General features: G+C 65.8%; 12 protein-coding genes. 5 read left to right on the top strand and 7 right to left on the bottom strand.

Translation table 11 applies throughout. The features are described from left to right. Nucleotides 1-34: 34 nt before the first annotated feature. From M2428_RS15135 to M2428_RS15115, 5 genes are read right to left on the bottom strand one after another with little or no spacing between them, the layout of a single operon-like run. Nucleotides 35-862, bottom strand: a complete 828-nt coding sequence (locus M2428_RS15135) for an ATP-binding cassette domain-containing protein (RefSeq protein ID WP_277526780.1) — start codon at nucleotides 860-862, stop codon at nucleotides 35-37. Then, nucleotides 855-1,709: an ABC transporter ATP-binding protein gene (locus M2428_RS15130; RefSeq protein ID WP_277526778.1), complete on the bottom strand. Its 855-nt coding sequence runs from the start codon at nucleotides 1,707-1,709 to the stop codon at nucleotides 855-857. Before M2428_RS15130 ends, M2428_RS15135 begins: the two co-directional genes overlap by 8 nt. A gap of 19 nt (nucleotides 1,710-1,728) precedes the next feature. After that, entirely contained in the window at nucleotides 1,729-2,679 is a 951-nt protein-coding gene (locus M2428_RS15125; RefSeq protein ID WP_277526777.1) for an ABC transporter permease, read from the bottom strand. Further along, nucleotides 2,676-3,611 carry an ABC transporter permease gene (locus M2428_RS15120; RefSeq protein WP_277526776.1) on the bottom strand — a complete coding sequence of 312 codons (936 nt, stop codon included), beginning with the start codon at nucleotides 3,609-3,611 and terminating at the stop codon, nucleotides 2,676-2,678. Before M2428_RS15120 ends, M2428_RS15125 begins: the two co-directional genes overlap by 4 nt. Before the next feature lie 3 nt (nucleotides 3,612-3,614). Beyond that, a complete protein-coding gene (locus tag M2428_RS15115; protein WP_277526775.1) occupies nucleotides 3,615-5,189 on the bottom strand; it encodes an ABC transporter substrate-binding protein in 1,575 nt (524 codons plus the stop codon). A gap of 262 nt (nucleotides 5,190-5,451) precedes the next feature. On the opposite strand from M2428_RS15115, the gene pdxA reads away from it, so the two are divergent. Next, a complete protein-coding gene (gene pdxA, locus M2428_RS15110) occupies nucleotides 5,452-8,007 on the top strand; it encodes a 4-hydroxythreonine-4-phosphate dehydrogenase PdxA (protein WP_277526774.1) in 2,556 nt (851 codons plus the stop codon). 317 nt (nucleotides 8,008-8,324) lie between these two features. Here the strand turns inward: pdxA and M2428_RS15105 are convergent, their stop codons facing one another. Further along, a complete protein-coding gene (locus tag M2428_RS15105) occupies nucleotides 8,325-9,065 on the bottom strand; it encodes an SDR family NAD(P)-dependent oxidoreductase (RefSeq protein WP_277526773.1) in 741 nt (246 codons plus the stop codon). Then, nucleotides 9,062-9,682 (bottom strand): TetR family transcriptional regulator, encoded by a 621-nt coding sequence (locus tag M2428_RS15100; RefSeq protein ID WP_277526772.1) that lies wholly within the window; start codon nucleotides 9,680-9,682, stop codon nucleotides 9,062-9,064. Before M2428_RS15100 ends, M2428_RS15105 begins: the two co-directional genes overlap by 4 nt. An 88-nt stretch (nucleotides 9,683-9,770) precedes the next feature. Between M2428_RS15100 and M2428_RS15095 the strand changes: the two genes are divergently transcribed. The 4 genes from M2428_RS15095 to M2428_RS15080 all read left to right on the top strand — a co-directional run bounded on the left by M2428_RS15095 (nucleotide 9,771) and on the right by M2428_RS15080 (nucleotide 12,603). Continuing rightward, on the top strand, nucleotides 9,771-10,985 hold the full coding sequence (locus M2428_RS15095; RefSeq protein WP_277526771.1) for an MFS transporter: 1,215 nt from the start codon (nucleotides 9,771-9,773) through the stop codon (nucleotides 10,983-10,985). 41 nt (nucleotides 10,986-11,026) lie between these two features. Continuing rightward, a complete protein-coding gene (locus tag M2428_RS15090) occupies nucleotides 11,027-11,704 on the top strand; it encodes an SDR family NAD(P)-dependent oxidoreductase (RefSeq protein ID WP_277526770.1) in 678 nt (225 codons plus the stop codon). A 156-nt stretch (nucleotides 11,705-11,860) separates the two neighbouring features. Next, the gene (locus M2428_RS15085) at nucleotides 11,861-12,178 is read left to right on the top strand and encodes a carboxymuconolactone decarboxylase family protein (protein ID WP_277526769.1); all 318 of its coding nucleotides are present in this window, start codon (nucleotides 11,861-11,863) and stop codon (nucleotides 12,176-12,178) included. A 23-nt stretch (nucleotides 12,179-12,201) separates the two neighbouring features. Further along, nucleotides 12,202-12,603: a cupin domain-containing protein gene (locus tag M2428_RS15080; RefSeq protein ID WP_277526768.1), complete on the top strand. Its 402-nt coding sequence runs from the start codon at nucleotides 12,202-12,204 to the stop codon at nucleotides 12,601-12,603. Nucleotides 12,604-12,647 lie beyond the last annotated feature (44 nt).

The following is a 12,647-nucleotide window of genomic DNA, read 5'->3' as shown; positions in this document are numbered from 1 at the left end:
GACGGGATGGATTGCGGGTGGACGGTCGGCGAGCTCAGGCGGTTTTCAGCGCGAGCGATGAGACCACATGCCGCGGCTTCAGTCCGGTCATGGTGGACGGGTCGAGGGCGGCGCGGCGGAGCCGCCGGGTGTAGTCCTCCTTCGGCGCGGTCAGCACCTGCGCCGTTGTTCCGTGCTCCACGAGCTTGCCGCGCTGCATGACCATCACGGTATCGCTGATCTCCTGCACCACGCCGAGGTTGTGCGAAATGAAGACGTAGGTGATGCCGGTTTCGTCCTGGATGGATTTGAGCAGGCGCAGCACCTGGGCCTGGACGGAGACGTCGAGCGCACTGGTGGCCTCATCGCAGACCAGCAGTTCGGGCTTGGACGCCAGCGCCCGGGCAATCCCGATCCGCTGCCGCTGGCCGCCGGAGAACTCAGACGGGTGCTTGTCCAGGGAATTGGCCGGCAGGCCCACCTGGTCGATCAGGCTGGCCGCGGCTTTGTGCCGCTCGCGCCGCGACCGGACACCCTGAAGCTTCAGCGGCTCTGCCACGATTTCCTGCGCCGTGAGGTGCGGATCCAGGGAACCGTACGGGTCCTGGAAGACCATCTGAAACTTGGAGCGCAGGGGCCGGAGCTTGGCCTCGCTCAGCGCCGCGAGGTCGGTGCCGTCCAGTTCGATCCGGCCGCTGGTGGGCGTGACCAGTCGCATGAGCGCTTTGGCGATAGTGGACTTTCCGCAGCCGGATTCCCCGACGACGGCGATCGTCTTGCCCTTCTCCACCGAGAAGGAGACGTCGTCCACGGCCCGGAAGGTTCCGCCGGAGACGTGGTAGTCCACCACGAGGTTTTCGACGGAAAGGAACGGCTTATTCATGGCTGGCTCCGGTCGTGGTCAGGGTGGTGCCAGCCGGCGTTTCGTCCCAGGCGCCTAGGACGGGGATGGCGGCGAGCAGCTTGCGGGTGTACTCGGTGGCGGGGTTGTCCACGATCTGCTGGACCTCGCCGGACTCGACGAACGCGCCGTCCTTCATGACGTGGATCCGGTCCGAGATCAGCCGTGCCACCCCGAGGTCGTGCGTAATCATCAGGATGCCGATGCCGCGCTGTTCCTGCAGCTCGAGCAGCAGGTCCAGGATGCCGGCCTGCACGGTTACGTCCAGGGCGGACGTGGGCTCGTCGGCGACCAGCAGCTGCGGCTCGCTGGCCAACGCGATGGCGATCAGGACGCGCTGGAGCATGCCGCCGGAGAGCTGGTGCGGGTATTTCTTCAACTGCTGGTCCGGGGTGGGGATGTGGACCTGCTCCAGCAGCCGGATGGCGCGGGCCCGGACGGCGCCCTTGTCCTTCGAGGCCGCGCCGGCGATCCGAATGGCTTCGAACAGCTGGTTGCCGATTGAGTGCACGGGGCTCAGCGCCGTCATGGGGTCCTGCGGGATCAGCGCGAGCGTCCTGCCGCGGACCTTGTCGATCGCCTTGGAATCGGCGATCACGTCCACGCCGTCGATCCGGACCGACCCGGAGATCACGGCGAGGTCCTCCGGCAGGAGCCGGAGGAGGCCCATCGCCGTCGTCGATTTTCCGGAACCGGACTCACCGATGATCGTGACGGTCTCGCCCCGATGGATGGTGAAGCTGACGCAATCCACGGCCCGGACAATGCCGGCGTCGGTGATGAGTTCCACCTGGAAGTCGCGGACCTCCAAAAGCGGCTGTTCTGTCATTTTCGAATGCAAGTTCATCTCAAGCACCCTTCTTCTTGCGGCGGGGACGGTCGCGGAGGCCGTCGCCCAGCAGGTTCACGCCCACTACCATGATCGCGATCACCAGGCCGGGCACCGTCACCAGCCACCAGGCGGTGGTGAGGTAGTCCTGGCCGTCGGAGATGATGCGCCCCCACGTGGCGAACGGCCGCTGCGGGCCGGCACCGAGGAAGGCGAGGGCGCTCTCCAGCAGCACCGCCTGGGCCAGGAGGAGCAGCACCACCAGCGTGGCCTGCTTGATGACGTTCGGGATAACGTGCTGGATCAGGATCTGGACGCGGTGCAGGCCCAAGATCCGGGCGGCCGAGACGTAGGGCTTTTCGCGTTCCACGAGCACCATGGACCGGGTCAGGCGCGCCACCTCGGGCCATTGGGCGATGGCGATCACGAACGTGATGACCGGAATGGACGGCCCGAACAGGGCCACCACCAGGAGCAGCATCATCAGCAGCGGGAGGGACATCTGCGCCTCGATCAGGCGGGAGACCACGCTGTCCAGCTTGCCGCCGAAGTAGCCCGCGGCCGCGCCGAAGATGATGCCGATGGTGCCGGACACCAGCACGGCCAGGACGCCGATGGTCAGCGAAACCTGCCCGCCGTGCAGGATCCGGGAAAGCAGGTCGCGGCCCAGCTGGTCGGTACCGAACAGGTGTCCCTCGGACAGCGGGGGAAGCAGGCGCTGGGCAAGGTCCTGGTGGCTGGGGTCAGGTAGCGGCAGGAACGCGGCCAGCACGATGGGAACGACCACCAGCAGCGTGCAGATGACGCCGGTGCGGATCTTGAACTTGGCGCCGGCCCGACGGCGGGTTGCGCCGGCCTTGGCGATCAGCTCTTTGGTGACGGCGCTGGGGGAGGACTTTCTGGCCGGAGGCTCGTCGGGGAGGCCCGAGGGTCCCCCTGCAGGGGGCACTGCGGTGTCGCTGAGGCTCATGCGGTGGCCGCCTTTCCAAGACGAATGCGGGGATCAAGCAGGGGGTAGGCGAGGTCGATTAGCAACTGGACTCCGACCGCCAGCAGTGCTGTAACCAGAACGGTGGCCACGATCAGCGGGTAGTCGCGGGTTTCCAGCGCCCGGACAATCAGGGAGCCGACGCCGGGCCACGCGAACACCACTTCCACCACCACCACGCCGTTGAGCATGGCCGCGAAGCGGGTGCCGAGGGCGGTGAAGACCGGGATGGCGGAGTTGCCCATGGCGTAGCGCCACGTCAGCAGGGAATTCCGGACGCCGCGGGAACGGGCCACGGTCAGGTAGGGTGCGGCGAAATTCGTGGTCATTTCCCGCCGGACCATCCGCGAGATCAGGGCAATCTGCAGGATGGCGATGGTGACGGTCGGCAGGACCAGCGCGCTCCAGGTGGCGAAGCCGGAGGCCGGGAAAATCGGGATGAGCACTGCGAAGAAGGTGAGCAGCATGATGCCGGTCCAGAAGTCCGGCATGGACTGCCCGGCGATGGTCAGGACGTTGACGCCGAATTCCTTCTTGGTATCCGGCCTGCGGGACATCCAGACGCCCAGCGGGATGGCGACCACCGCGGTGAGCAGGATGGAGGCGGTGGCCAGGGTCAGCGTGTACGGCAGCCGTTCCAGCACCACCTGAATGGCCGGGGCCTGGAAGGAGTACGAGGTGCCGAGGTTGCCGGTGAACAGCTGCTGCAGGAAGATCCAGTACTGCTGGATCAAGGGCAGGTCCAGGCCGAACTGCGCCCGAACCTTGGCGAGTTCTTCGGTGGTGGCCAGCGGTCCCGCGTAGGCCACGGCAGGGTCGCCCGGGGCCAGCCGGACCAGGATGAACACGGTGGAGACCGTGAGGAACACGGTCAGCAGGCCCTGCCCGAGCCTCTTGAGGATGTACTTGGTCATGATTCAGGCCTCCAGCCGGACGTCAGCAAGCGGGTAGGAGTTGGTGGGCGCCAGCGAAAGGCCGCCCACCCGCTCCCGGTGGGCCAGTACGGACTTGGGCACGAACGCCCAGGCGCACGGCCAGGTCTCCCAGATGGCCTGCTGGGCAACTTCCATCAGCTGCTGCCGGCGGACGGGATCAACTTCGGACGCGGCGGCCTGGATCTTGGCCTGCACAGCGGGAACCACGTACCCTTGGTACGTGTCGCGGGTCTTTTCCTTCTCCGCGGTGCCGGCGTACATGCCCTGCATCATGGTGATGGCCAGGCCGGTGGGGCTGCTGAAGCCGTTGCCCAGCAGGTCCCAGTCGCCTTCCTTGCCCTGGCGCCAGGCCAGGATGTTGCCGCCGGGTTCGAACTGCTGGAGCTGAGCCTTGACGCCGATGTTGCCGAACATCTCCACCAGGGCCTCCATCACGGAGGTGTCGGACGCGAATTCGCCGGTTTCCCAGATGATCTTCAGGTTGAGGTCGTTGACGCCGAGCTCCTTGAGCTTGGCCTTGGCCTTCTCCGGATCGTAGATGTAGGTGCCGGTCTTGGCGAAGCCGGTCAGGCTGGACGGAGTGACGCCCTCGGCCTGGCTGACGGAGTTCACCAGCACGTCCTTGACCAGCGCTTCGCCGTTGATGGCCCAACTAAGGGCCTCACGGACCCGGGCATCGGCCAACGGGTGCCCGGCCGGCTTGCGGAAGTTGTAGAAGATCTGGTTCAGCCGCAGGCTGGATGCCTCTTTAAGGACGACGCCGGGAAGTCCGGCCAGCTGTTCGCGCGAGTCCGGCGTGATGGAGTCGATGACATCCACCTCGCCACTGCGCAGCGCAATGACGCGGCTGGATTCCTCCGGGAGGAACCTGACCTCGACGTTGTCCACCTTGGGGGCCGGGCCCCAGTAATTCTCGTTGTGGCGCAGGCTGTAGGTGCCGGCGCCGCGGTTGAACTTGGTCACGACGTACGGGCCGGTGCCCACGCCGTCCTGGAGTTCTTCGGGCTTGTTCTTGGCCGCGGGGCTGATCAGGATCATGCTCATGAGCGAATCCAGGATGGGGATGGGCTTCTTGGATTCCATCCGGAACGTCCGGTCATCCACGGGGACAACGGTGGGGAACTCGGGGAAGAAGCCGGCCACGAACGAGCCCTGGACCTGCTGGTACATCTTGAGGGCCGTTGCGACGTCCTCGATCTTCAGGGGAGTGCCGTCGGAATATTTGATGCCTTCGCGGAGCCGGACCGTCCAGGTGGTGGGCGAGGTCATCACGAAGCTTTCGGCCAGGACCAGCACTGGCTTGGTTTCGGGGCCGATGGCGGTGAGGCCCTGGCGTACGGCGCGCTGGACCGTGACGGCGGCGTCGAACTGGTTGAGTTTGTTGTCCAGGCTGACCAGGGACCGGTTGAGCGCCAGGGTCAGGGTGCTGGGGCCCGGCAGGCCGGTGGGGCCGGCACATCCGGCGACGGTGCCTGTGCCCAGGAGAAGTCCAGCCAATCCGCCGAATTGCAGCAGGCGGCGCCGGGAAATCTCACTTCCTTGAGGAAGAACGGTCATCGTTGACCTCTCGGTAGAACGGGGACGGCTGGGGACCGGATGGCCTGCGCCGTGTTACATGGATCACCTTGCCACGGATGCGCGTTTTGCGCAACAGTCGTAGCGCGATTCGCGCAGTTGTGTCATGATGAAGACATCGACAGCTTGATGAAGAGCTCGATAGCCAGCTTTATTGCCAGCTCATTTGCTGGCCCGCAATCCAGTTCAAGTGCCAGTTCCAATACCAAATCAACGTCCAGTTCGATCCAAGGGAGGAGGGGACATGGCAACAGTGCTCATACAGGCCGACGACTTTTCCGGCGCCGCTGAAGTAGGGGAGTGCTTTGCCCGGCAGGGGCTCAGCACCCGGGTTCTCCTGGATCCTGCCCTCGTGGGCTCTCTTCTTTCGGGGGCCAATCTTTCGGACGCCGTTGTTTCGGGTGACTTTCCTTCAGGCGACGTTCTTTCGGGAGACCGGGACGGTTCGTCTCCCGGGACTTCCGACGTGCTTGTCGTTGACACGCATTCCAGGTCCTCCTCCGCGGAGGAGGCCGCAGCCGCCGTGGCCCGGGTCTTTGCCGGGGCTATTGCCGGCCCGGATGCGGCGCGCTCGCCGTTGCTGTCCGAGAATTTGGTGCTGTTCAAGAAGATCGACTCGCTGTGGCGGGGGAACGTGGGCGCCGAAGTGGCGTCCCTGACGGACCTCGGCTACCACGTACTGATTGCCGGCGCACTCCCGCAGTTGCGGCGGACCGTAGTGGACGGACGTCCTTACGTGGACGGAGTGTCGCTGGCAGACGCCGGACTCTGGAAGGCCGAGGCGAGTGCGCCGCCCTCCCGCGTGGCGGACGCACTGTCGGAAAGTTCCGTTCAGGGACTGGATCTCGCTGAGGTGCGCTCGCCGAACCTGGCCGATCGGCTCGTGCAGCTGTTCTCTAATGACGACGCCGTGACCGTGGCGGCCGACGGCGAAACCAAGGCGGATCTGGAAGCCGTGGTCGCAGCTCTGGCGCAGATGGACTATGCCGCCGGCGGCCGGCGGATCGTTCTGGTGGGCACGGGCGGAATCGCCGCTGTGCTCGCGCAAACGGTGCGGCCGGCGGCGCGCTCTGCGGCCAACACAGAACTCCCGGTCCCTGCGCGAATCGCGCAGGCTGCCGCAGGAGACTCCAGTACCGCAGGCCCCGCCGAAAGCGGTGCTGCACGGCCGGTGCTCGCCGTCGTCGGCTCCGCGTCCGAGGCCGCACGCAGGCAACTGCGGGAGCTGCAGACCGGAGGATTCTCGCTCATCGGGTTGAGCCCGGAGGAACTGCGTGGTCCCGGGACGGCCCCCAAGCTCCGTATTGTGCGTGAGGCGCTGGCCGCCGGCGAGCCGGTGGTCCTGACCGTCTTCGCCGAGACGATGGATCCCCGTGAGGCCGGCGCGATCGTCAGCAACCTGGGGCGCTTCGTTTCGAACGTCCTGGACACGCAATTGCAGAGCCCAGCTGCCGCCGTCGTCCTGACCGATCTGATCCTGACCGGCGGCGAAACGGCCCGCGAGGTGCTGGAGCGCCTCGGCATCCGGGCGCTGGAGCCGCTCGGCGCCGAACAGCACGGGGCAGTAGTCAGCCTGGCCGACGACGGCAGGCTGGTGGGCACCAAACCCGGCAGCTTCGGCGATGACCAGGCCCTGCTGCAGCTCTACCACTCGATCCAAAGCCGCCGGGCCACCGAACCGGCCGGCACCGCACGCCAAAAACCACTCGACCCTTCCGCAAAATCTGGAGAAACCATGAATTCAGTCTTGAAAGCAGCCGAGTTGAATGCCACCGATTTGAAGGCAACAGCACAGGACACCCGCCCCGTCATCGCCGTCACCATGGGCGACGGCGCCGGCGTCGGCCCCGAAGTCACGGTGGGCGCGCTGCTGGCCGAAAACGCCTACCGGGACTGCCGCCCCATCGTGATTGGGGACGTGTACCGGCTGGAACTTGGTGCAAAGGCGCTGGGTGTCCAGGCGGACATCGTGGAGATCCAGGACGTGGCCGAGGCCGTCTTCGAACCGGGCCGCATCAACGTGATTGATCCGAAACTGCTCTCGCACGACCTGCCCTGGGGTGTGGAATCCGCCGAGGCTGGCAACGCCGCCTACCACTACATCCGGATCGCCTGCGAGCTCGGCATGAAGGGGGAGGTGCAGGGGATTTGCACCGCGCCGCTGAACAAGGCCGCGCTGCACAAGGCCGGGCACGTCTACCCGGGCCACACGGAGCTGCTGGCGCACTTCATGGGGATTGAGGAAGTGTCCATGATGCTCTCCACGCCCAAGGTCAAGGTCATCCACGTCACCACGCACATCGGCCTGATCGACGCGATCAACAAGATCGAGCCCGGCCTGGTGGAGCGCACCGTCCGGCGCGGCTACAGCGCCATGCAGCGCGCCGGCATCGCCAACCCCAAGATCGGCGTCTGCGCCATCAACCCGCATGCGGGGGAGAACGGCCTGTTCGGCTACGGCGAGGAAGCGGAGAAGATCACCCCGGCCATCGAAAAGCTGCAGGCCGACGGCATTGACGCCCGCGGCCCGCTCCCGGCGGACACGGCGTTCTTCCTGGCCGGCCGCGGCGACTTCGACCTGATTGTCGCGATGTACCACGACCAGGGCCACGGCCCGGTGAAGGTCCTGGGCATCGAGGCCGGCGTCAACATCACCGTGGGCTTGCCGGTAATCCGCACCTCCGTGGACCACGGCACGGCCTTCGACATCGCGGGTAAGGGCATCGTGGACGTGCGCAGCATGATCGAGGCCCTGCGCCAGGCCGCGGAGATGTCGCCGAGCCCGGTGCTGCAGAAGTAGCCCCGCGCTAACAGCAACGCGGGGTCACGTACAGCCCATTCCGAGAGAGCATTTAGGGGCGCTGCGTGACCCCGCGTTGTGCTGCCAGGACGGCACTTTCCGCAACCAGTCTTGCGGCACGGTCTTTGAGTCGTCTTGCATCGCATGGGTTTTGCGACACTTGGGTTATGAGACAGTTAGCGGTGTCTGGTTAAGGTGTGAGTCGCAGCGGTAATAGGCCGGGAAACTGCTGCGCTAAGTGGCCAGTCGGTCATCTAAGCGCAGTGCTTTCGCGACCTGCAGTGCATTGCTCGACGCGCTGGGGGCAGCGGTGGTTGCTACCGCTGATCTCGGTCTCGCAAAGTCACGCTGGTTTCCTTGGCCAGTGCTTGTAACAGGCGATCCTGGAATGCCTCGTCGGCGACTACTTCATGCGGTTGACGTGGTTGCCGGTGGTACCAGTACCTGCCGCTGGTCAGAGCCTCCTTGTCGTCGCTGGTGGCGAGCCACTCCTGCGTGCGATGGCCCTGTTCGAGATCGTCGGGAGCGCCTTTCCCGCCCATTCTGGTGGGAACCCAGCCGGGATCGACGGCGTTGCTGAGCACGTCGGGGCGCAGGCGCGCCAGTGCTACGGCCAAAGTCGTGACGAACAGCTTGCTGTCCTCGTACGATCCCGCCCGGCGGCCCTCCCAGTCGACGTCCTTGAGTGAGGCGTGACCGCCGAAGTGGGAGCTGCTGCTGAGGTACACGTGCCGTTTCGGCCCGTTCAGCAACGCGGTGAGGAGGTAGGGCGCGATGATGTTGGTCGGCATGACCGCAGGTCCGCTCCACACGCCGGCGTTGTGGATGACGGAGTCGAGGGGCGGCTGCTCGTTGAGTTCGGATGCGATCGCATGGACGGCCTCTCTGTCGGTAAAGTCGCCGACGACGAGCGTGGCGCCGCGGCGTGTGAGCGGGTCAAGAGTCGCGGTGCGGCGGGAGTTGCGGGCGTGGACGACCATGTCGTGCCCTGCGGTGAGCAGCGTCTCGGCCGCGGCGCGTCCGAGCCCGTCTGCTGACCCGGTGATGAGAATTCTCATGAGGTCTCCTGGATGAGATTCGGTGAGTCGGTCGCGGTGAGGCGCCGTGCGGCCTCCACGACACCGGTCCGCCGACGGGCGGTCTCGTCCACGTCGTTCGCGTTGGTGTCGGTGATCATCCGGGCCACCTGCGGTAGGGCTGCCCAGTAGCCGGCGACGGCGAGGAGGAGGAAGTTCATCACGTCCGGAGGGATGGACCCGGTCAGTGTGCCGTCGTTCTGGCCGGCTTCGAAGACCGCCGTTTTCACGCCATAGCTGTCGCGTCGCAGGTGCTCTTCGGGTACCTCCTCGGGGTAGGCCAGCGCCTCCCACAGCAGGAGGCGAACAAGCGCCGGATTCTGACGGTGGTAGTCGAACAACCGTCCCGCATACTCACTCACCGCGGAGGGCTCTGCCGACACCAGGGACACGGTCTGGGCGGCGACGGCGAGCTGCTCTCGCAGCACCTGTGCGAACAGTTCAGATTTGCCACCGAAGTAGTTGTATACGCGCTCCTTGTTCACCTTGGCCAGCAGGGCGATCCGCTCGATCGTCGTGCCGTCTGGCCCTTTCTCCGCGAACTCCTGCGTCGCAGCATCCAAGATCTTGCGCTTCGTGCCTTCGACATCCCAGGCCATGACAGCTCCCTCACATTTTCCAACGTTGGCGTTGCTTTCTGTCTCCAACGGTACTACATTGATAACCAACGTCAACGTTGGAGATTGAATGTCACAGACTACGCACAACCCGAATGCGACTGCACCGGACGGTACCGTCGCGCCCGTTCACAGCGCATCGCTTGGTCGCGTGCTGCTGCTAATCGGCACCGCCGTGCTCGTGCTGACCCAGCTCTACGCCGCCATCCCCCTCGCCGGCCCGGTGGGCGAGCAGCTCGGCGGAAGCGTGACCTTCGCCCTGTCCACGGTCTATGGCCTCTGCTACGCGGTCGGCTTCCTCATCTGGGGCCCGCTGGCAGATCGTCTCGGCAACAAGCGGGTGATGGTCATCGGCCTCGCCGCACTGGTGCTGCTGACCGTCGCCTGCGCTTTCGCCACTTCAGTGCTGGTGCTCGCCGTGCTCCGCGGATTCCAAGGCTTCGCCGCGGCGAGCTTCCCGCCCACTGCCCTTGCCTACATGGCGGTCGCGACGAGCCCACGGATGCGTGCAACCGCGATCGGTGCAGTTTCGACGTCGTTCCTGGTATCCGGGATCCTGGGGCAGCTCTACGCGTCCACGGTCGCCCAGGGGTTCGGCTGGAGCTGGGTCTTCATCATCAGCGGAGCCGCGCTCCTCGTGCTCACGGTCGTAATCGCTCTGATCATCAAAGAGCCGCGCGCACCAAAGAGTGGCGGCGGTGTGCTGACCCAGTTTGCCGCGTCTCTTCGGCTCGTGAGACGTCCCACCGTGCTGCTGCTGTGTGCGGCGCACGTCACGCTGCTGCTGAGTTTCGTCGCAATGTATAGCGCGCTCGGAAGCCACCTGAGTGCCCTTGGGCTCGGCTCCTCCCAGACCATGCTCCTTCGCCTCGTCGCGCTGCCCGGCATGTTCGCCACGCTCCTCGTCGGCCCACTCGCCCGGCGCTGGAGCCTCGCAGCGATCGCCCGCGCCGGAGTTGTCATCGGAGCCGTGGGACTGCTGCTCGAAGCGCTCCTCTCAGCAAACCTCGTCGGAACAGCCGCGGCTAGCCTCGTGTTCGTCGCCGGGATCTCGCTGGCCGTGTCGTCGATGATCAGCCTGTTCGGTGAAGCAAGCGCCCCTCACCGTGCCGGCGGCATGGCCGTGAACGGGTTCGTCCTGTTCCTCGGCGCCAGCATCGGCCCACTCACCAGCGGGCTCGGCCTGAGCTTCCCCGTGCTCCTGATCGTGCTGGCAGCGCTGCTCATCCTGGCGGCCATCAGCCTCACCGGCTACGCCGCTCACCGCGCCCGAGCCGCTCACTAGACCCGACTGATCACGACCACCACCCACCCAGGAGAACACCCATGACAGACACCGCACCCACGCAGAAGAACGCACTCGTCATCGGAGCCGGCCCCGGCCTCGGCGCCGCACTCGCGCGACGATTCGGCCGTGAGGGCTTCGCCCTCACCCTCATCGCCCGAAACGAGCAGAACCTAGCGGCCACCGCGGACGATCTCCGCGGCGAAGGCCTAACCGTCGACACGGTGACCGCTGATACCGCCGACGCAGGCGCCTGCCGCTCCGCACTTGAGACACTCGCCGAGCGAGTCACACCGAGCGTCGTCATCTACAACGCTGCCGCCCTGGTCCAGGACAGCATTCTGACCAGCGACACCGACTACCTGTTAAGCGCCCTCACCGTCAACGTTCTGGGAGCGGTCACGACCGCGCAGGTGTTCACGCCCGCAATGCGCGCAGCCGGTGAAGGCACGTTCCTGGTTACCGGCGGGGGGCTCTCTCTCTACCCGCACGCCGAGTACGCCTCCTTATCGATCGGCAAGGCCGCACTCCGCTCGGTGACCTCACTGCTGCACGACGAACTGCAAGAGGCCGGGGTACACGCGGCCGGAGTGACCGTCGCCGGGTCGATCGAGCCCGGCACCGCCCTGGCCCCCGAGCTGATCGCCGACGCCTACTGGCAGCTCCACAGCCAGCCCACCGGGGAGTGGGACGTCGAGACCATCTTCGACGGCCGCTAAACCAAGCCACGCACAATCCTGAAACGGAAAAACCAACGTCGCCCTGTTCCTGGCCAGCAACGCCGCCAGCTACATGACCGGCAGCATCGTCGTCGTCGACGGCGGCATCCTCATCTCCTGAATACCCACGCCACACCAATAGAAGGAGTCACGACCATGACCGACAACGAACAGACCCCTATGCAGAAGATGATGGGCGACTTCGCCCCTACCTTCGTATCCCTCACCGACGACGTGCTCTTCGGGCAGGTCTGGTCAAGGCCCGAACTGTCTCGCCGTGACCGGAGCTTGATCACCATCAGCAGCCTCGTCTCGGCCGGCAACATCGAGCAGCTCGAAGCACACATGCCGATGGGAATTGCCAACGGGCTCACAAAGGAGGAGATCATCGAGGAGATCACCCACGTCGCGTTCTACGCCGGCTGGCCCCGCGCCGTCTCCGCCCTCACCCTCGCCCAGCGCATCCTCAAGTAACACCCCGCCGAAAAGGAAAAATCATGATCATCGAACCCCAGCGCGAGACCATCCTGAACCCGGAAGCACAGTTCCCCGGCGGAGTGTGGCTCGACGTCATCGCAGCACCGCACGGACCCGAGCAGCGCGCGACAATGGCGAAGGTACGCTTCCAGCCAGGGGCCCGCACCGCCTGGCACTCCCACGCACGCGGCCAGTACCTGCACGTCACTGACGGCATCGCCCGGTTCGGCGACCGCGCCGGCAACATCATCGAAGTCCACCCCGGCCAGACCCTCTACACGCCCCCCGGCGAAGAGCACTGGCACGCAGCAGCCCCCGGCATGTTCATGGAACACATCGTGCTCCTGGAAGCCGACGACGGCGCCGACATCGCCTCCTGGTGGGGCGAGCAGATCACCGACGACGAGTTCGAAGGCCGCTGAGCAGCCCCGCTCTGACTCACTAACTCTGAAAAGGAACAAACACT

The sequence above is a fragment of the Arthrobacter sp. ES3-54 genome, assembly GCF_029504395.1.
GTDB lineage: Bacteria > Actinomycetota > Actinomycetes > Actinomycetales > Micrococcaceae > Arthrobacter.
Note: the sequence above shows the minus strand (reverse complement) of the source record. Positions and strands in the feature narration are given on the sequence as shown.

What these genes read in the sequence shown, in the direction of transcription:
- M2428_RS15135 (WP_277526780.1), bottom strand. Translation starts at nt 862, where the DNA reads ATGAATAAGCCGTTCCTTTCCGTCGAAAACCTCGTGGTGGACTACCAC.
- M2428_RS15130 (WP_277526778.1), bottom strand. Translation starts at nt 1,709, where the DNA reads ATGACAGAACAGCCGCTTTTGGAGGTCCGCGACTTCCAGGTGGAACTC.
- M2428_RS15125 (WP_277526777.1), bottom strand. Translation starts at nt 2,679, where the DNA reads ATGAGCCTCAGCGACACCGCAGTGCCCCCTGCAGGGGGACCCTCGGGC.
- M2428_RS15120 (WP_277526776.1), bottom strand. Translation starts at nt 3,611, where the DNA reads ATGACCAAGTACATCCTCAAGAGGCTCGGGCAGGGCCTGCTGACCGTG.
- M2428_RS15115 (WP_277526775.1), bottom strand. Translation starts at nt 5,189, where the DNA reads ATGACCGTTCTTCCTCAAGGAAGTGAGATTTCCCGGCGCCGCCTGCTG.
- pdxA (WP_277526774.1), top strand. Translation starts at nt 5,452, where the DNA reads ATGGCAACAGTGCTCATACAGGCCGACGACTTTTCCGGCGCCGCTGAA.
- M2428_RS15105 (WP_277526773.1), bottom strand. Translation starts at nt 9,065, where the DNA reads ATGAGAATTCTCATCACCGGGTCAGCAGACGGGCTCGGACGCGCCGCG.
- M2428_RS15100 (WP_277526772.1), bottom strand. Translation starts at nt 9,682, where the DNA reads ATGGCCTGGGATGTCGAAGGCACGAAGCGCAAGATCTTGGATGCTGCG.
- M2428_RS15095 (WP_277526771.1), top strand. Translation starts at nt 9,771, where the DNA reads ATGTCACAGACTACGCACAACCCGAATGCGACTGCACCGGACGGTACC.
- M2428_RS15090 (WP_277526770.1), top strand. Translation starts at nt 11,027, where the DNA reads ATGACAGACACCGCACCCACGCAGAAGAACGCACTCGTCATCGGAGCC.
- M2428_RS15085 (WP_277526769.1), top strand. Translation starts at nt 11,861, where the DNA reads ATGACCGACAACGAACAGACCCCTATGCAGAAGATGATGGGCGACTTC.
- M2428_RS15080 (WP_277526768.1), top strand. Translation starts at nt 12,202, where the DNA reads ATGATCATCGAACCCCAGCGCGAGACCATCCTGAACCCGGAAGCACAG.